We start from the raw sequence: 17836 nt of genomic DNA on the forward strand, positions 1-17836 counted from the left end.
AGTTTCGAGGATGAACGGCGACGACCCCAATGCGCGGACGCGTCGGGTGCCGCCGCAATCCGGCCGCCCCGGCCACTCTCCGGCGAATCACCCGTACCCGCCGCCCGGGCCGCGGCAACGGATAGAACCGACCCACGTCATCGGGCGCGACGGCGCCCCGGACCCGTATGCCCCGCCGCTGGCCTACTCGCAGGTTCCGCCCGAGCGACAGGCCGCACCGCCGCGCCGGAACTGGGCGCCGACCCAGCAGCCGGTCCCCTTCGACGACCACCGCGGCTATGGCCACGAACCGCCGCGCCGCGAACCACCCCGGCGCGCCGCACCGCCACCGCCGCCCGCCCTCCCGCCGAAGCGGGCCGAGCGCGGCGCGCGCCCACCGCGCCGTCGCAAACTGCACCTTTTCCGCTGGTTCCTGGTGCTGATCCTGATCATCGTGCTGGCCCTGATCGGCGCGATCATCAAACTCGATTCCTCGTTGAACCGGATTCCGGCGCTCGCGGGCTACCCGGGCCGCCTCGGCGACACACCCGGTACCAACTGGCTGCTCACCGGCTCCGACGGCCGCGAGGGCCTGACTCCCGAACAGGAACAGGAGTACTCCACCGGCGGCGATGTCGGCCCGGAGCGCAGCGACACGATCATGCTGGTGCACCTGCCGAAATCCGGTAAAGCGACGCTGATCAGCCTCCCCCGCGACTCCTATGTCAGCATCCCCGGCCACGGCAAGGACAAGCTGAACGCCGCCTTCGCCTTCGGCGGGCCGCCGCTGCTGGTGCAGACCGTCGAGCAGGCGACGGGTGTGCACATCGATCACTACGCGGGCATCGGATTCGGCGGGTTCGCGAATGTGGTCGACGCGCTCGGCGGCATCGACCTGTGCCTGGAGCAGCCGATCGACGATCCGCTCGCCGGTGTCGACCTGCAAGCGGGTTGTCAGCGGTTGAGCGGTAAGAACGCGCTGGGTTTCGTGCGCAGCCGCGCGACGCCGCGCGCCGATATCGATCGCATCCAGCATCAGCGCATGTTCATGACGGCGCTGCTGAAGAAGGCGACCGACGCGGGGACGCTGGCGAACCCGTTCAAGCTGTGGCCGCTGGTCAGCGATTCCGCGAAATCGCTGAAGGTGGACAAGGGCGATCACATCTGGGATCTGGCGCAGCTCGGCTGGGCGCTGCGCGGCGGCCCGGTGACCACGACGGTGCCGATCGGCGGTTTCTCCGATACCGATGTCGGCAATGTGCTGGTGTGGGATAAGACCAAGGCGGGTCAGTTCTTCGACGATATCGCCAACGACCGACCCATCCCGGACGATCTTCTGACCCGGTAACGTCGATCGCATGCCGGAAACCGAAGTCGTCCAGACCTTTCCCGCACTGCTCAGAGTCCAGCTCCGGCGCGGGTTCACCATCGCACAGCAGTATCTGGCCGCCGCCGTGTATTTCGATTCGAAACGCCTGCCGCGGTTGGCGAATCACTGTTATGTCAGATCCGAGCGGCATCGCGGGCACGCGCTGCGGATGGTGCGGCATCTGCTCGACCGCGATCTGGGGGTCGCCGTCGAGGGTTTGGACGAAATCGTGTCCACCTTCGAATCACCAAGGGCGGCAATAGCTTTCCTGCTCGCGGCCGAACGCGTCTACACCGCGGAGATCACCGCGCTCGCCGCGTCGGCCCGTACATCGGCCGATTATCTCGGCGAACGTTTCGTGCAGTGGTTCATGAAGGACCAGGTGGCCGAGGTGTCCGGGATGTCGCGGCTGCTCACCGTCATCGATCGGGCCGCGGGCGATCTGTTCGATGTGGAACAGTTCCTGGCGCGCGAGTCGCGCACCGCACCGCCCGTCGACAATATGGCGCCGAAAATGGCGGGGCCGCAGCGGAATTAATTAGGCAACACTAGCCTCAATAAGGTTGTACTTGGATGACACGCGGGCTGACCAGCGATATTGTCGCTGCTATGTCCAGCCACCCGGAGACCCCACGCAGCAAATTCCACGGCCTGCTCCACGATCAGATCAGGCATGAATTCAATGCCGAGCACCAATACATCGCCATCGCGGTGTGGTTCGACAATGCTGATCTGCCGCAGCTGGCCAAGCGCTTCTACGCCCAGGCGGTCGAGGAGCGCAATCACGCGATGATGATCGTGCGGTACTTCCTCGACCGGGATATCACCGTCGAATTCACCGGCATCGACAGCCCGAAGTCGAAATTCGAGAACGCGCGGGAGCCGATCGCACTGGCCCTCGCCCAGGAGAAGACGGTCACCGATCAGATCGTCCAGCTTGCCAGCACCGCCCGGGAAGAGGGCGACTACCTGGGCGAACAGTTCATGCAGTGGTTCCTCAAGGAACAGGTCGAGGAGGTCGCCAATATGACGACGCTGCTCACCATCGCCGATCGGGCCGGCGCCAACCTCTTCGATCTCGAAGAGTTCATCGCACGCGAAATGAGCGGCCCCAGCGATACGTCCGGTGCACCGGGCGCGGCCGGCGGCGCGATTTAACCGCCCCACTGCTTTTCGAACCGCGGCAGGCCCAGCAGGGCCTGTCGCGGCTTTTTCGGATAATGCGTCGGCCCGATTGCGTCTGCGAAATGTCGTACCGAATAAGGGTTCACGCGAAGGCCTCGGGCAGAAACTCGGCGAGGACGCGGTTAAGATCGGGCTTCGTACGAAGACGCCAATTCACCGAGGCCCACGCATAACTCGGCCTGACGTGGGCCAGGCACAGACTTCATGCGACCCGAATATCGGGCACTGCTCACCGCCACACAATGATCGAACCCGCCGCGCACACCTTTCGGCGCACGCGGCGGGCTCAGCGGGCGACCCCGGCGCAATGTCGTCGCGGAGCCCGGCACCGCACCGAATGATTCGGCACGACACCGGAACTCGGGCCCGGGACCGCCACGTCCATGGCGTCAGCGCAGGGTGACCTGACGCGAACGCAACCCGTCGCGGGAACGGCGCTCGGCGGGGCTGAGCGGCGCGTCGACGGCGAGCGCCTCGGCCAGGCGCGCACCGAATTCCTCCGCGGGCTTGGTCCATTCGTTCGCGTGCCGCTCCGGATCCAGATCGAAGACCGGCACCAGCACGCCGTGCGTGCGGAACGATCCGGCGAAGCGGGACCCCTCGCCGAAGGTCAGACCGCCCGCAGCGTGCAACCGGGCCAGGGCCAGCATCAGCTCGTCCTCCGGCTCCGGCCGGACCCAGCGCACATGCGCCTTCTCACCCGCCTCGACCCACCAGGCCGCGCCGACCGAATCCGCGCCGAGCGAGAGGCGGGCCGACGGCATGATGGCCTGCTTGGCCTGTTCGATGGTGGCGGCCACCTGCGGATCGGGCTGCACACCCTCGGGCACCCACCAGTCGAAGTCCTGGTGCACGGTCAGCTCCAGGGCGGCGCCGGGATCGATGACGTCCGCCAGCCGCGGGCCACCGGTGACGGCCTCGGGGGCGTCCAGTGATTCGCCGGGCTCGGCCGACTGGGTCCACAGGATGGCGGCCGCCAGATCGGCGCCCGGATCCGCGCCGCGGTGCTGCATCTGCGCACCGACGTAACCGGTCGGGTTGTCGCCCGCGCGAACCAGCGCGGCGACCGCGCCGGGCAGCACCGTGCCGATGACGACCGGCCGCTCGGCGGCCGCGCCGGGAGCCAGCTTCAGGGTCGCGGTGGCCGACGGCACGAACTCCTGCAATGCCACCAGATCGCATTCCGCGGCGAGCCCATCGAACGGGCGCGTGACGGCCTGCGCGGCCTGTTCCTGCGCCGCCCGCCGCTCGGCGAGACGCTGTGCCCGGTTGCCTCCGGGCTTCGGACTGTTTCGCTTGCTCTTACCCACGGAGGGTCAACCTACATGGTGGACGGCCCGCGTCCCGCAAGCCACGTCGGCGGATCAGCGCGCCCGCGCCGGTACTTGCGCAAACGCCGATCAAGCCGGGGTGAGCAGTGCCTTGGTGCGGCCGGGGTGGTTGGTGGCGACCCAGCTGACACCGAGATCCGCGCAGAGTTTCACGTCGTCGGGTTCGTCGACGGTCCAGCAGTAGGTGGCGCGGCCCGCGGCGGCGGCCTTGTCCACCAGGTCCGGATGTTCGCGCAGGGTCTTCACCGACGGGCCGACGGCCGTCGCGCCGACGGTGGTGGCCGCGCCGCCACCGAGGTAGCGCGAGGATTCGCCGAGCAGGACCGTCGGCAGCAGCGGGGCGGCGCGGCGGATGCGCCAGACCGCGGTGGCCGCGAAGGACATGACGACGGCGCGCGAATGGTCGGCCGAGGCCGGGGTCGCGATGCCGAACCGCTGCAGTTCGGCGAGCAACTTGTTCTCCACCAGTGCGCCGTAGCGGACCGGATGTTTGGTCTCGATGAACAGCTTCGTCGGCCTGCTGCGCCAATCCAGCACCAGCGCAATGAGTTCGGCGAGGGTGAGCACGGAAGCCGGTTCGCCGTCGGCGCCGAAGTCGAGTGCCCGCAGCTCGTCCAGCGTCATCTCGCTGACCAGACCGGTGCCCGACGAGGTGCGGTCCACGGTGCGGTCGTGCACGCAGACCAGGTGCCCGTCGCGGGTCAGCCGGATATCGCATTCGACGCCGTCGGCGCCCTCCTGCAGCGCCAGCTCGTATGCGGCGAGGGTGTGCTCAGGGCGCGCCGCCGAGGCCCCCCGATGCGCGACGACGAACGGTGCGCGACTGCCCTGGCTCACTTGGCCATAACCTCCTCTTGTGCACGGGTCCGCGTGACGTCCCGGTCCGCCTCCCCGTTTCTACCGCCCGGCCGCACCGGCTCGATGACGGGCGTCATCGGATCGACCGCGATCACCCAGCGGCGCGCGATCCTGGTGCGCCCGCGCAGGTCTCGGCCGTCGATCAGGCGCATCACCCACAGCGTCAGCACCGCGACGGCGATCGCGATCAGCTCGGTATACATGGTGAGCACCACTCCGTCGGCCTTGGCCTGCAAGGTATTCGGGAAGTGCCACAGCACCGCGGCCACCGCGAACCCGGCGCCGAGCACCCAGGCACACCACCAGATGCGGATGGCGCGCAGCGCGTGCGGATCGGGTTTGTCGCCGAGCGCCTCGGTCAGGAAGACGCCGGGCCAGATCAGATTCCACACCGGGACAAGGCATCCGACGACGAGCACCCAGGCCGGGCGCGAATCCCGTTGCCCGCGTCGCTCGAATTCGCGATGGCGCATGGCGATCAGCCATCCGGCGGCGGCCACCGCGGTGACCAGCGCGACGGCGAGCGCGAGCAGCGCCGAGACGTTGACGAACCAGTCCGATGCCGTCAAGAGCACTGGATTGATCAGCCTGCTGCGGTTGCGCAGCAGGATCAGGTAGCGCACCAGCTCGGCCAGCGCCGCGACGCCGAATGCGCCCGCGGTCGCCACCAGCAGCGCGATCGCATAACCGGCCACCCTGGCGAACGGCCGCCGCGGCGCGGCCGGGGCCGACGGCGGCTCATCGCGCAGACCCCAGCGCGGAATCTCCGAATACCGCGGTGTGCCAACGGCCGCGCGTGGTTTGGCCTGCGCGCGGCGGATGCGCTGATCCGGCCGCCGGGCCACCCAGCGATAGTTGCGGCGCTCGGCCGGTGCGTCGATGGGCGCGGGCGAGAGCAGGACGCCGCGGCAGCGCGGGCACCAGTGCATCGGCGCGCCCTGGACGGCCCAGCGCGCGCCACAGCGCGCACAGGGCTGCACCACCGTACTCATCCGCGCACCTCGTTCCTTTGGTCAGTAGATCTTCGCCTGCCGGTCGCCGTCGGCAGCGAGCGGGCGGCCCGCCCGCTGCCAGGCCACCATGCCGCCGCTGACGTGCACCGCGTCGAAACCGATGTGCGTGAGATATTCGACCACCTGGATGGAACGGCCGCCTTGCCTGCAGATGACGTAGAGCTCCGAGTCGTAGTCCAGTTCGTCGGTGCGGGCCGGGATGTCGACCATCGGAATGTGGATCGCGCCCGGCGCGTGCCCGAGTTCCCATTCGTCGTCCTCGCGCACGTCGAGCAGGATCGCGGGTACTGCGGGATCGGCTCGGTCGAACTCGGCGGGTACGGCGTCGACCGGCACCGAGGGAACTTCGGGGCTCGTCACGGTTTCGATCCTGCCATGGTTGACGGCGGGGTGGGCAGCTGCGGGAAGTGTGGGCCATGCCATCTGTTTGCTGCCCTGCCGGAAAGACACCGCTCGGGGATTTTCACAACAAACGGTCTGTTTTCAGCGTCACTATCCGGCCCTCTGCCCCGTTGCGCGGCCACCTGTGCATATCCGGGTAAGAGTTATCCACATAATCCACAACCTGATCCACAGGGTCAGACCGCCGAACAGCGTGCGACACACCATTTCGAGACAGCAAGCAAACTTCTAGCGAAGAAAAGAACAGTTCGCCTACCAGCCCATCAGCTGACTCCCCCGGCGAGTCAGCTGATGACTGGCGAACCGGGAGCGGCGAATGCGCGATCCGAGACTCCCCTCCTTCGTCATCCCGGAGCGTTCATTCGCCGCCGACCTCGGATCCCGGGCGCACCGGGTCCGATACCTACTTGGACGTCAGGACTGTTCGATCGGTTCCACAAAAAAACGAGAACACTAGCGAAAAACTGAAATACCGGGCTCCCGGCGGTGTTCTCGGTAGCCTGGCGCTATGAACGTGACCAGGGGTCTGCTCGACGGAATGGACACGAACGGCCTCAACACGGCGTTGGCCGAGGCCACCTGCCTAGGACTGGAGGTGGACGAACCGGGCCGCCGCCTGCGGCTCGACCTGGAGGTTTTGACACTTCAGGAGGACGGGTCCACCCGTGAGCACAATCGGGTGCGCCTGACCTTCGCCGGCGTCAGCCGGGTTGCCGCATCGTTGCGGATCCAGAAGTGGGATGACGTCGACCCGCGGGTGCTGCCGCTGACGCTGGACGGCCTCGCCGATGCGATCCACAGCTTCGGCGGCGGCAGGCTGCACGGCTGGGAGTTCATCGATATCGACGACAGCGGCTGGGCGATCTGGGGTGAGCTGCTCAGCTTCGACACCCTGATCGATCAGCACGTCTCCGCGCATGTGCTGGAGTTCTCCCAGGAGGAGGGCATCGATCCGCGCGAGCTGGACGTGCGGGTCTGGTTCGACAACATCATCATCGAGGACGCCAACGGTCGCGAGATCCCGCTGCAGGACTTCGTCGCGGGCGGTGTGCGCTGGTGGCAGGCGCACGACAGCGGCGACCCGCGTATGCTGCAGCCCGGTATCCCGCCCTCGCTCTAGACGAAACCGCCCGTCCCGCAATCGAATACCGCGCGCCGAGAGTGGTGCGCGGTATTTACGTATGGATCAGGCGTCCAACCCCACCGGGCAGCTGACGCCGGTGGCGTGCACCGGGCAGTACCCGCCCGGGTTCTTGGCCAGATACTGCTGGTGATAGCCCTCGGCGTAGTAGAACGCCGAAAGATCCGGCAGCGGGGTGATCTCGGTGGTGATCGCGCCGTATCCGGCCGCGGTCAGCCGCTGCCCGAAGGCGGCCGCGGTGGCGTGTGCCCGCTCGGCCTGTTCCGCGTCCAGCGGGAAGATCGCCGAACGGTATTGCGTGCCACGGTCGTTGCCCTGACGCATGCCCTGGGTCGGATCGTGATTCTCCCAGAACCGCTTCAGCACGCCCGAATAGTCGAGCACCGCCGGATCGAAGGCGATGAGCACCGCTTCGGTATGCCCGGTGCGGCCGCTGCAGACCTCCTCATAGGTCGGATTCGGGGTGAACCCGCCGACGTAGCCGACCGCTGTGGTGTAGACGCCGTCCAACTCCCAGAATTCCTTTTCGGCGCCCCAGAAACAGCCCATCGCGAGGATCGCCGCCCGCAGGCCGTCCGGAAACGGCGGACGAATGGAATGGCCGTTCACGTAATGGTTTTCCGGTACCACGAGCGGATCCCGGCGGCCCGGCAGCGCCTGCTCCGGCGCCACCATCACCGGCTCGGGCAGGCGAACCCGCCCGACTAGATCGTCGTACCACGACATGATTCGATGCTACGCGTGCGGTATCGATCGACCCCGCCGTTCGTGGCATGGTCCACAGGGGAGCCCCTTCCCGGAATGTTGGGGTGTGGGGTCAGGTTGGTACCCATCGGGTGTACGAATGATGGCTGTACGCGTTTGAACCGACAGGCGCGAGCAGCCCGACACAGGAAGGGACATCGTGGCCGAGTACACGTTGCCAGATCTGGATTACGACTACAGCGCCCTGGAGCCCCACATCTCCGGGCAGATCAACGAACTTCATCATTCCAAGCACCACGCCGCATACGTCGCGGGCGCGAACACCGCGCTGGAGAAGTTGGAGGCGGCTCGCGATTCCGGCGACCACGCCGCCATCTTCCTCTACGAGAAGAACCTGGCGTTCCACCTCGGTGGTCACGTGAACCACTCCATCTGGTGGAAGAACCTCTCCCCCAACGGTGGTGACAAGCCGGTCGGCGAGCTGGCCGCCGCCATCGACGATCAGTTCGGCTCGTTCGACAAGTTCCGCGCGCAGTTCACCGCCGCGGCGAACGGTCTGCAGGGCTCCGGCTGGGCCGTGCTCGGCTACGACACGCTGGGCCAGAAGCTGCTGACCTTCCAGCTGTACGACCAGCAGGCCAACGTGCCGCTGGGCATCATCCCGCTGCTGCAGGTCGACATGTGGGAGCACGCCTTCTACCTGCAGTACAAGAATGTGAAGGCCGACTACGTCACCGCGTTCTGGAACGTCGTCAACTGGGAGGACGTGCAGGAGCGTTTCGCCCGCGCCGTCAGCCAGGGCAAGGGCCTGATCTTCGGCTGATACACCCCGGAGAGCCTGTGGACGGATTGCGTCCACAGGCTCTTTTCGTCTGTCCTGTTAGCACTCTTTGGTACTTGTGTGCCAGGTGATTCTTGATTCATATTCGGGAATCCACAGATCAGTGGACGGGCAAGGCCGCCCCGGTTCCCCTAACGGGAGGCATGGTGCACACGAACGGTCCCATCGGCGTCACGCCGTTCCATTCCCGCGGGCTGTTGCGCGGATTCATCATCTCCGGTCGCTGGCCGGATACCACCAAGGAATGGGCACAGGTCCTCGTGCTCGCCGTGCGGGTCGCGACGCTGCCCGGCCTGCTGGTCACCTCGACCGTTTTCGGCGTGCGCGAGGAATTGCCGGACGATCCGGAACCGGGCACGGTCGGCTTGGTGCTGGCCGAGGGGCCGGTGCTCGGCGACGCGGCGGTGGAGCCGGGCCGGTTTGCCGATCATGTGCCGCCGGCCCTGCTGATGCTGCATCCGCCGTCCGAAACCCGGCCGTCGCTGCCCGAGTGCGCGGGCGCGGCCTCGGGCTGTGTGCTGCTGCCCGGGGTGCCGCATCTCGGGCTGGAGCATCGGGCGGCCTGGGCCGAGGCCGAATCCGACGGCACCGTAACGTCTTTGGTGAGCCGGGTCGGCCTGGACCCGATCAGCGATCCCGACACCGCGGTTCTGGCCATGCTGCTGGCCGCGTAAGGGTAACCGAAACTCTGCGCTTGGATCGCCAAACTTATTGTGCGCATTGCGATTTCGATAACAACAGGTTGGCGCCGTGACGCGGCGCGGGGTAGAGTCGGTAATAGCGAAGGGGAGTAGCCCCCAATCATGCGGTCGACATACTGACCCGCCACCGAACCCGGTTGCGGGTCCGGCCGCATGAACCGGCGACCATCCGGTGGGCGAGACCTTCGGCCAGGACAACCATCGCGTTGTCGGCCGGAGGCATACCCAGATCTCCGGCCGACAGGCCGAAGACCCGGGAGCACCCAACCATGATCGCCACGATTTTGCTGAGTTTCGGCGCGCTGTTCATCGCCGAACTCGGCGACAAATCCCAGCTGATGGCGCTGACCTTCGCGCTGCGCTACCGCTGGTGGGTGGTGCTCGGCGCGATCACGGTCGCGAGCATCGGGGTGAATCTCATCGCGGTGGCGGTCGGGCATTTCCTCGGCGCGGCGCTGCCCACCGACCTCATCGCCTATTTCGCGGCGGCCATCCTGATCGCGGTCGGGCTGTGGACCCTGCGGGAGGTAGTCCAGATTCCGCAGGAGGAGGCGGACGAACCCGCGGCCCCGCCGACCAGGTCGGCCTTCGTCGTCGTGCTCTCGGCCTTCCTACTCGCCGAACTCGGCGACCGGACCATGTTCGCCACCACCGCGCTGGCCGCCAAGAACAACTGGCTCGGCATCTGGATCGGATCGGTCGCCGGCATGGTCGCGGCGGGCGGGCTGGCCATCGCGATCGGCATCGCCGTCGGCAAACACCTTCCGGAGCGGGTGATCGCGATCTGCTCCGGCCTGCTGTTCCTCTACTTCGGCGCGTTGACGCTGCTCACCGCGATCCCGGCGGGGCCGGACGGCTTCGCCGCGGCCGGACTCGCCGCCCTCGCGCCCGCGCTGGCCGGTGCGGTGCTGCTGGTGATCAGGCGCGCACGCTCGGGGATGGCAGGGCCGCATCGGGACGCGACTGGGCCGTCCCGTACAGCTCCCCACTTCGCCGAACCAGATCGAGCAGCGGTTCCCGCAGCGCCCGAAGACCATTCAGATCGTCGGCCGCGATCCGCGCGGTAACCATCGAACTGAGCGCGGCGGCCAGCGTCTGACAGGCGAAGCGCTGCTGCTCGGATCGGGCGCCGAGGACATCGCAGACCAGCTCCACGAACGCCTCCTGCAGTTCGGCCCTGCGGGCCACCGCACGCGAACCGACCGCGTAGACCTCGACGAGAAACAGCCGGGCATAGGCGGGTTCGGCGACCAGCCCGTCGAGGTAGGCGCCGAGGATCCGCTCGATCCGGTCCGGATCGGCGGCTGGCGCGACCGGGTCGGCGCCGGGCGGGTCGGCCGCCTCGGCGATGCGGCCGAGCATCAGGCCGACGGCGCGCTCGTACGCGGCCTCGAAACAATCCTCCTTCGAGCGGAACTGCTCGTAGAAGGTCTCCCTGGAGACACCGGCCCGTTTCAGGATCGCCGCGACAGACGTTCCGACGTAACCGTTTTCGGTCATCGCGGCCGCCATCGCGTCCAGGATCCGCTCGCGCTGCGATGCGATCACCTGCTCACGCGGCAGTCCGTGCCTGCCGCGCGGGAGTTGACGGGCGTTGCTGCCCGATTCGGTCATCTGTTCCACGCCCTTTCCGAACTGCCCGGCCTCAGGCGGGCCGTTCCATTCTGCGGGGTCGCGCGGGCTGATCGGTGGTGAAGGGTGCGTCTTCGGCGCGTGCGATATCGAGGCCGCGGGCCACCCCGCGGCGCAGCGAGAAATCGACCGCCAATTGGACCAGCGGCCGCAGCGGCAGCGCCACCGCGACCCACCACGGCGAGACCACCCGGCGCTTGCGACGCGCGATGGCGCGTTCGAGTCCATCGATGGCGGGGCCGAGCGGTGCGACACCGGAGACCGTCTCGCGGCCGAGGATGGCATGTGCGGCGGCGGTGCCGAAACCGGTGGTGGTCATCTCGGTATCGAGTTCGGCGAAGTATGCGATGCCGACCTTCGCCCCGGTGTGCCGGATCTCGTTGCGCAGGGTGTGGCCGAGCGCCTCGGCCGCGGCCTTCGACGCGCTGTACGCGCCGGCCAGCGGCAGATTCACCGCGGCGGCCAGCGAGGAGACGATGAGCGCGTAGCCGTCCCGGTGGCCGATATGCGGTCCGGCGGCGCGCAGCGTGTAGTAGACGCCGAGCACATTGACCGCGAGGGTTTCCTCCAGCACCCGCGGATCGCCGCCGATGAGTGGAAGTTGCCTGGCCACACCGGCATTGGCGACGACGACATCGAGCCCGCCGAGTTCGGCGACCAGGGTGGTGACCACCCGGTCCACCTGGGTCAGGTCGCCGACATCGCAGTAGCGCCACGGTGCGTCACCGCATTCGCGCGCCACCTCGGCGAGCAGTTCCGGCTCCAGCCCCAGCAGCGCCACCTGCGCCCCGCTCGCGTACAGCTGCCTGGCCAGCACCGCACCGATCCCCCGCGCCGCACCGGTGATCAAGATTTTGCGCCCGGCTACGGTCGCCCGGGACAACAACGTCATAGCTGGACGGTACCACCTGTGAACAGATATGTTCGCAAATAAATTTCCGGTCCTCCGGAAGGTCCGGCAGCTTCGCCCCAGCCGTGCGCGGGTCTGCGGACGACTTCGTCGACAGTGCCCGTTAGGGTGCAATTGACGAAGGGCCAACTGGCTGTCACGAATGAGAGGACCATCGTGGAGATTTCGGGTTCCGCCGCCATAGTCACCGGAGCCGCATCCGGTTTGGGCGCCGCCACCGCCAAGCGCTTCGCCGATCTGGGCGCCACCGTATTCGGCCTCGACGTGCCGCAGTCGATCGAGCGGGCCGGCGACAGCGTGCCCGCCGGCGTCACACTGATCGCATCCGATGTCACCAGCGGGGACGAGGTCGGCGCCGCGGTGGCCAGGGTGGTCGAGTCCGGTACGCCGCTGCGCATCGTGGTCAACTGCGCGGGCGTCGGCTGGGCCGGACGCATCCTGTCCAAGAACGGCCCGCACGATCTGGAGCTGTTCCGCACCGTCATCACCGTGAACCTGCTCGGCACCTTCAACGTCATGCGGCTGGCCGCCGACGCCATCGCCAAGACCGACGCCGTCGACGAATACGGCCAGCGCGGCGTCATCATCAACACCGCATCGGTCGCCGCGTTCGAGGGCCAGATCGGCCAGATCGCCTACTCGGCCTCCAAGGGTGGCGTGCACGGTATGACCGTGCCCGCCGCGCGCGATCTGGCGCAGTTCGGCATCCGCGTCAACACCATCGCGCCCGGCATCATCGACACCCCGATGCTGGCCGGTGTCACCGAGGAATACCGCAAGGGACTCGAGGCCGGCGTTCCGTTCCCGTCCCGGCTCGGCCGCCCGGACGAATACGCCCAGCTCTCCGAGTACATCGTCCGGCACGACTACCTCAACGGCGAGACCATCCGGATGGACGGCGCGCTGCGCATGGCGCCGCGGTAAACCGCTCGCCGATCGAACAGGGCCGCCGCGACCGGATGGGCGCGGCGGCCTTCGCCGTCTCAGATCTCCGGTTTGTGCCCGATGCCGAGGAAGGCGGTGGTGGAAAGGGGATGATTGGGGCGGTAGTGCTCGGCCAGGTAGGCCCGCATCACGGCGGCGCGCTCGGCCCAGAGCTGCTCGCCGATCCGGCGGCGCAACAGCAACAGCGGCGCGTTGCTGCGCACGATGGTCTCGAACATGTCGTCCCCATCGGTGAAGACGACCGAACCGGTGTGCCGCTGAATCGAGACGGCCTCGAAACCCGCTCTGCGCATTTCGGATTCGAAGATCTCCGGATTCTCCAGGCTCAGATAGTTCGGCTGCGGTTCCTGGATCGTCGGATCCGCCGCGTGCACCGCGCCGAACATCAACCGCATCAGCGGCGATTCCAGCACCGGAGCCCAACTGGACACCACGGCCGTCCCGCCCGGCCGCAGCACCCGGAACAATTCGGCGAAACCCTTGGCGCGCACCGGAAAGAACATCAGACCGAACATCGAGAAGGCCGCGTCGAACCGGTCGCTCGCGAGCGGCAGCGCCTGCCCGTCACCGACCGAGGCCTGGATATTGGTAAAACCCGCCGCGCGCGCCGCGGCGCGCAGCCGATCGATCATCGGCGTCGAAAAGTCCACCGCGTGCACCTCGGCCACCCGCGGCGCCGCGAGCAGGCTCAGCATGCCGGTGCCCGCGGCGACGTCGACGATGCGCGAATCCGGCGTCAGCGCCGCGAATTCCAGTGCGCGCGCCGAGAATGGCTGCATGATTGCCGGAGCGAATTCGGCGTAGCCATCGGCCACCAGATCCCAGGGTTCGGCGACGGCGAGCGGGTTTGCGCACATGTGCTGGCGATCCTTTCGACCGCCCAAGGCTAACCGCGAGACGCGTTTTCGAACCACAAACCGACCCGAATATTGCTGTGGCGCTTGACGTTCCGACCGGTCGGTGTTATGCGGCGGGGTGGTCGTCGCACCCCGCCGCAGCCGCCGTCAGAGAGTGCGAGTGAGCCGGTTGGTGAGGATGTGCGCGAAGTGCGCCGGATCCTTCAGCTCGCCGCCCTCGGCGAGAACCGCTGTGCCGTAAAGGAGTTCAGCGGTTTCCGCGAGCTCGGGCGCCGAATCCGCGTCGGCGTCCGCCTTCTTCGCGGTGTACGCGTCGCGCAGACCGGTGACCAGCGGGTGGGTCGGGTTCAGCTCCAGGATCCGCTTGGACTCGGGCAGCGCCTGACCGGACGCCCGATACATGCGCTCCAACTGCGGCGTGAAATCGAAGACGTCGCCGACCAGACAGGCGGGCGAGGTGGTGAGCCGCGAGGTCAGGCGCACCTCCTTGACGTTCGACTCCAGGGTCTTGCCGAGCCAGCCGAGCACATCGGCGAACTCCTTGTCCTGCTGTTCGCGCAGCGTTTCGGAGGCCTTCTTCTCCTCCTCGGTCTCCAGATCGACCTCGCCCTTGGCGATCGACTGGAAGTGCTTGCCGTCGAACTCCGGCACCGAACCGACCCACATCTCGTCGACCGGATCGGTGAGCACGAGCACCTCGTAACCCTTGGCCTTGAACGCCTCCAGGTGCGGCGAGGCTTCGATCTGCTGCCGGGATTCACCGGTCATGTAGTAGATCTTGTCCTGACCGTCCTTCATCCGCTCGATGTACTGCGCGAGCGTGGTGAGCTCATCGGTCGAGTTGGTGGAGGCGAACGAGGACACCTGCAGGATGGTGTCGCGGTTGTCGAAGTCCGACAGCAGGCCCTCCTTGAGGACGCGGCCGAACTCCTTCCAGAACGTCTGGTACTTCTCCTGATCCTCCGCGCCCTGCAGATCCTTGACCGTGGACAGCACCTTCTTCACCAGGCGCTTGCGGATCATCTGAATCTGCCGGTCCTGCTGCAGGATTTCGCGAGAGACGTTGAGCGACAGGTCCTGCGCGTCGACAACACCCTTGACGAACCGCAGGTACTCCGGCATCAGCTCCTCGCAGTTGTCCATGATGAACACCCGCTTGACGTAGAGCTGTACGCCGCGCTTGTGCTCGCGCATGAACAGATCGAACGGCGCGTGCGACGGAAGGAACAGCAGCGCTTGATATTCGAAGGTGCCCTCGGCCTTCAGCGGGATGATCTCCAGCGGATCGTCCCAGGCGTGGCTGACGTGCTTGTAGAACTCCTTGTACTCCTCATCGGAGACCTCGCTCCGCGGGCGCGTCCACAGCGCCTTCATCGAGTTGAGGGTCTGATCCTCGAGGACCGTCTTCTCCTTCTTGTCCTCGCCCTCACCCTCGGTGACGGTCCGCTCCACCTGCATGCGGACCGGCCAGGCGATGAAATCGGAGTACTTCTTGACGATCTCCCTGAGCTTCCACTCCTGGGTGTAGTCGAAGAGGTGATCGTCCTCGTCGACCGGCTTGAGGTGCAGGGTCACCGCAGTGCCCTGCGGGGCGTCGGCCAACTCCTCGATGGTGTACGTCGAGCTGCCCGCGGCCGATTCCCATTTGGTGCCTGCGGTTTCACCCGCGCGGCGGGTGGTCAGGACGACCTTGTCGGCGACCATGAAGGTCGAGTAGAAACCGATGCCGAATTGACCGATCAGCTCCTCGGCGGCCGCCTCGGACTTGGCCTCGTTCAGCTGCCTGCGCAATTCGGCGGTGCCGGATTTGGCAAGGGTGCCGATCAGATCGACCACCTCGGCGCGCGACATTCCGATGCCGTTGTCCCGGACGGTGAGAACCCGGTTCTCCTTGTCGACCGCCAGCTCGATGTGCAGATCGGTGGTGTCGACTTGCAGATCCTTGTCCCGGAAGGACTCCAGCCGCAGCTTGTCCAGCGCGTCGGATGCGTTCGAGATCAGCTCCCGCAGGAACGTGTCCTTGTTGGAGTAGACCGAATGGATCATCAGCTCGAGCAGCTGATGAGTCTCTGCCTGAAACTCGAGTTGTTCGACGTGCTCTGTCACGGTCGCGATGGTACCGCTGCGGTGCGAGGTCAGGTGCGGGGGCGGCAGCGGAGTGTAAAGCACCGCCGGACGCCGCGAATTCGACACCCCGGCGTGCGGTCAGCAGCGGAGCGTAACCAGGTAGCGCCCCGAATTCGATACGGCGGCCGGACTACCGGACCGAGGGCGGCACCTCCGCGGGCGCGCCCGGTCCGAAATCGGCGAGCGCGGGCACCTCGGCATCGGCCCGCTCGCTCATCCATTCGCGCAACACCCGGGTGGCGCGCACATCGTCCTCGTTGTATTCGAGCAGCCGGGTGCGCTGGCCCAGATCGGGCGGGCCGTCGTAGCCGACCGCCTGGCGGTACCAACTCATCGACGCCTCGCCGCCCGCCTCCGGATCGCGCCAGGCGAATCCGGCTACGGGGGCGATCTTCTTGAGCCCCTTGCCATTCGGGCAGATGAACTGATCGGAGACGGCCTGGAACATATCGACCCACTCCGGCCCGTCGACGAACGCGCGCACCTGATCGACGGTGGGCACACCGGGGCGGCCGGCGAATCTGCGGGCCGACTCGTACAGCCACTTGTCCTCGGCGGTGCGCGAATAGCAGTACGCCGCAAAGGTTTTCCCCGCGGTGGCGGCCTGTGCGCGCACCGTCATCAACCAGGTCCAGAACTCGCCGAAGGAGCGGCCCTCGTCCTCGGTGGGCAGCGGATCCCAGGTGACGAACGGGCGGTACACCCCGTCGAGCAGCGTGCCCCACAGGTAGGCGCCGTACTCCTGGAAGCTCTCGAGATCGACATCGACCTCGACGTCGGCGCGCTGCACCGTGATCGGCCGCACCCGGCGCACCAGCGGCGCGCCCGCCAGCCAGGCGCGCGCGGTGACCACCGCCTCGCCGAACGGGCCGTGCTGCCAGTCGTCGGGATCGGGTGCGGACCACGCGGCCAGATCCTCGATGGTCTCGACGCCGTGCCCGCGCAGCACCTCGGCCCGCGAACCGGGCGCGACCAGGCTGACATCGTGGTGTTCGATGAGCCAGCCCTCGCAACTCGGGCCCTCGACGCTGCGGTTCCACCACGGGCACTGGCGGCACTCGGGCACCTTCGACGGAACCGTCGGCGCCTCGCCGCGCACCACCGCGATGCGGTCAGCGTAGCGGCGGTCGTAGTCGGCGAGCACCGGGCCGAGATCGTGTACCAGGATGCGGTCGAAGTGGTAGCCGATGACGCCGCCGACCAGCGCCGGACTCGCCAGGCCGTGCCGCTGCAGCATTCGGTACAGGTGCGCGAGGCGCTGCTGATCGCGCGGCTGCTGCCGCAGTTTGCGATGCGGATCCGGTTGTGGATCCCAGTGATACGGGTCGGAGGTGAGCGGGTGGAAGTCGGCCGGTTCCGGCTGACGCGGATCGGTCACCTTGTGGTTCACCACGATCACCGGGATGTACCCGCCGCGGTCGAGGTCGCGCAGCAGGATCTCCGAACCGCCGCGCCGGCCGGTATCCGGCTCCTGCGGCAGCAATCCGCCCCAAATGCGGTGCGCCCCTTCGGCACACGCGAGCATGGTGGCCGCGGCCCGGTCCGCGGCGCGCAGCATCGGATCGATCACCACCCAGCCGTCCGGATCGGCGCCGATGAGCGAATCGCGCACCCGGGAGCGATGGGCCGCGGCGGCCTCGCGCCGCTGCCGCACACCCGCGTCCTCCGCGACATCGGCGAGCAGGCCCGGATGCGTCGCGTTCAGATGCAGGCGGTGGCGGCAGCCGATCAGCGAGCGGGCATCGATGAATGCCGTCGGCGCGAGTTCGACGGCGGCCGAACGTTCGTCGGTTCCGCCGTTGTCGCCGCGACCATCCCGGTCATCAATACCCGAATACAC

At 67.5% G+C, this 17836-nt stretch carries 17 protein-coding genes and 1 pseudogene; 8 read left to right on the forward strand and 10 right to left on the reverse strand.

The genetic code is table 11. The features are described 5' to 3' along the window. Positions 1-10 precede the first annotated feature (10 nt). The 3 genes from LGY53_RS31805 to LGY53_RS31815 all read left to right on the forward strand — a co-directional run bounded on the left by LGY53_RS31805 (position 11) and on the right by LGY53_RS31815 (position 2506). Complete coding sequence (locus tag LGY53_RS31805; RefSeq protein WP_225730390.1) at positions 11-1327, forward strand: LCP family protein; 1317 nt, start codon at positions 11-13, stop codon at positions 1325-1327. Between the two features lie 10 nt (positions 1328-1337). Next, positions 1338-1886: a ferritin gene (locus tag LGY53_RS31810; RefSeq protein ID WP_167471355.1), complete on the forward strand. Its 549-nt coding sequence runs from the start codon at positions 1338-1340 to the stop codon at positions 1884-1886. A gap of 71 nt (positions 1887-1957) precedes the next feature. Beyond that, positions 1958-2506 carry a ferritin gene (locus LGY53_RS31815; RefSeq protein ID WP_225730515.1) on the forward strand — a complete coding sequence of 183 codons (549 nt, stop codon included), beginning with the start codon at positions 1958-1960 and terminating at the stop codon, positions 2504-2506. A 416-nt stretch (positions 2507-2922) separates the two neighbouring features. Here the strand turns inward: LGY53_RS31815 and LGY53_RS31820 are convergent, their stop codons facing one another. The 4 genes from LGY53_RS31820 to LGY53_RS31835 form a co-directional block, all read right to left on the reverse strand. Next, complete coding sequence (locus LGY53_RS31820) at positions 2923-3843, reverse strand: DUF5926 family protein (protein WP_167471353.1); 921 nt, start codon at positions 3841-3843, stop codon at positions 2923-2925. A 90-nt stretch (positions 3844-3933) separates the two neighbouring features. Beyond that, positions 3934-4701, reverse strand: coding sequence for a glycerophosphodiester phosphodiesterase (locus tag LGY53_RS31825; protein WP_167471352.1), 768 nt, complete (start codon positions 4699-4701; stop codon positions 3934-3936). Then, entirely contained in the window at positions 4698-5714 is a 1017-nt protein-coding gene (locus LGY53_RS31830; RefSeq protein WP_225730391.1) for a DUF4328 domain-containing protein, read from the reverse strand. Before LGY53_RS31830 ends, LGY53_RS31825 begins: the two co-directional genes overlap by 4 nt. 21 nt (positions 5715-5735) lie before the next feature. Next, entirely contained in the window at positions 5736-6095 is a 360-nt protein-coding gene (locus tag LGY53_RS31835; RefSeq protein ID WP_225730392.1) for a rhodanese-like domain-containing protein, read from the reverse strand. A 550-nt stretch (positions 6096-6645) separates the two neighbouring features. Here LGY53_RS31835 and LGY53_RS31840 point away from each other — a divergent pair. Then, positions 6646-7257: a hypothetical protein gene (locus LGY53_RS31840; protein WP_225730393.1), complete on the forward strand. Its 612-nt coding sequence runs from the start codon at positions 6646-6648 to the stop codon at positions 7255-7257. 66 nt (positions 7258-7323) lie between these two features. Here the strand turns inward: LGY53_RS31840 and msrA are convergent, their stop codons facing one another. Continuing rightward, positions 7324-8004 (reverse strand): peptide-methionine (S)-S-oxide reductase MsrA, encoded by a 681-nt coding sequence (gene msrA / locus LGY53_RS31845; RefSeq protein WP_225730394.1) that lies wholly within the window; start codon positions 8002-8004, stop codon positions 7324-7326. Positions 8005-8182: 178 nt separating this feature from the next. On the opposite strand from msrA, the gene LGY53_RS31850 reads away from it, so the two are divergent. The 3 genes from LGY53_RS31850 (at position 8183) to LGY53_RS31860 (ending at position 10592) form a co-directional block, all read left to right on the forward strand. Continuing rightward, positions 8183-8806 (forward strand): superoxide dismutase, encoded by a 624-nt coding sequence (locus tag LGY53_RS31850; protein ID WP_225730395.1) that lies wholly within the window; start codon positions 8183-8185, stop codon positions 8804-8806. A 161-nt stretch (positions 8807-8967) separates the two neighbouring features. Beyond that, positions 8968-9498, forward strand: a complete 531-nt coding sequence (locus tag LGY53_RS31855; protein ID WP_225730396.1) for a peptidase — start codon at positions 8968-8970, stop codon at positions 9496-9498. Positions 9499-9794: 296 nt separating this feature from the next. Next, positions 9795-10592 (forward strand): TMEM165/GDT1 family protein, encoded by a 798-nt coding sequence (locus tag LGY53_RS31860; RefSeq protein ID WP_225730397.1) that lies wholly within the window; start codon positions 9795-9797, stop codon positions 10590-10592. 328 nt (positions 10593-10920) lie between these two features. Here the strand turns inward: LGY53_RS31860 and LGY53_RS44260 are convergent. Together LGY53_RS44260 and LGY53_RS31870 are read right to left on the reverse strand one after the other, a co-directional pair. Continuing rightward, positions 10921-11139, reverse strand: a pseudogene (locus tag LGY53_RS44260) (TetR/AcrR family transcriptional regulator); the annotation flags it as partial. Between the two features lie 31 nt (positions 11140-11170). Beyond that, positions 11171-12049: an SDR family NAD(P)-dependent oxidoreductase gene (locus tag LGY53_RS31870; protein WP_225730398.1), complete on the reverse strand. Its 879-nt coding sequence runs from the start codon at positions 12047-12049 to the stop codon at positions 11171-11173. 174 nt (positions 12050-12223) lie between these two features. Between LGY53_RS31870 and LGY53_RS31875 the strand changes: the two genes are divergently transcribed. Beyond that, a complete protein-coding gene (locus LGY53_RS31875) occupies positions 12224-12991 on the forward strand; it encodes an SDR family NAD(P)-dependent oxidoreductase (RefSeq protein WP_167471343.1) in 768 nt (255 codons plus the stop codon). A 59-nt stretch (positions 12992-13050) separates the two neighbouring features. Here the strand turns inward: LGY53_RS31875 and LGY53_RS31880 are convergent, their stop codons facing one another. The 3 genes from LGY53_RS31880 to LGY53_RS31890 form a co-directional block, all read right to left on the reverse strand. After that, positions 13051-13869 (reverse strand): class I SAM-dependent methyltransferase, encoded by an 819-nt coding sequence (locus LGY53_RS31880; RefSeq protein ID WP_225730399.1) that lies wholly within the window; start codon positions 13867-13869, stop codon positions 13051-13053. Between the two features lie 147 nt (positions 13870-14016). Next, positions 14017-15975 (reverse strand): molecular chaperone HtpG, encoded by a 1959-nt coding sequence (gene htpG, locus LGY53_RS31885; protein ID WP_225730400.1) that lies wholly within the window; start codon positions 15973-15975, stop codon positions 14017-14019. A gap of 151 nt (positions 15976-16126) precedes the next feature. Beyond that, complete coding sequence (locus LGY53_RS31890) at positions 16127-17836, reverse strand: TM0106 family RecB-like putative nuclease (protein WP_374111258.1); 1710 nt, start codon at positions 17834-17836, stop codon at positions 16127-16129.

Source organism: Nocardia sp. JCM 34519.1, assembly GCF_020361265.1.
GTDB classification, from domain to species: domain Bacteria; phylum Actinomycetota; class Actinomycetes; order Mycobacteriales; family Mycobacteriaceae; genus Nocardia; species Nocardia arthritidis_A.

What these genes read in the sequence shown, in the direction of transcription:
- LGY53_RS31805 (WP_225730390.1), top strand. Translation starts at nt 11, where the DNA reads ATGAACGGCGACGACCCCAATGCGCGGACGCGTCGGGTGCCGCCGCAA.
- LGY53_RS31870 (WP_225730398.1), bottom strand. Translation starts at nt 12,049, where the DNA reads ATGACGTTGTTGTCCCGGGCGACCGTAGCCGGGCGCAAAATCTTGATC.
- LGY53_RS31855 (WP_225730396.1), top strand. Translation starts at nt 8,968, where the DNA reads ATGGTGCACACGAACGGTCCCATCGGCGTCACGCCGTTCCATTCCCGC.
- LGY53_RS31810 (WP_167471355.1), top strand. Translation starts at nt 1,338, where the DNA reads ATGCCGGAAACCGAAGTCGTCCAGACCTTTCCCGCACTGCTCAGAGTC.
- msrA (WP_225730394.1), bottom strand. Translation starts at nt 8,004, where the DNA reads ATGTCGTGGTACGACGATCTAGTCGGGCGGGTTCGCCTGCCCGAGCCG.
- LGY53_RS31860 (WP_225730397.1), top strand. Translation starts at nt 9,795, where the DNA reads ATGATCGCCACGATTTTGCTGAGTTTCGGCGCGCTGTTCATCGCCGAA.
- LGY53_RS31840 (WP_225730393.1), top strand. Translation starts at nt 6,646, where the DNA reads ATGAACGTGACCAGGGGTCTGCTCGACGGAATGGACACGAACGGCCTC.
- LGY53_RS31880 (WP_225730399.1), bottom strand. Translation starts at nt 13,869, where the DNA reads ATGTGCGCAAACCCGCTCGCCGTCGCCGAACCCTGGGATCTGGTGGCC.
- LGY53_RS31815 (WP_225730515.1), top strand. Translation starts at nt 1,958, where the DNA reads ATGTCCAGCCACCCGGAGACCCCACGCAGCAAATTCCACGGCCTGCTC.
- LGY53_RS31830 (WP_225730391.1), bottom strand. Translation starts at nt 5,714, where the DNA reads ATGAGTACGGTGGTGCAGCCCTGTGCGCGCTGTGGCGCGCGCTGGGCC.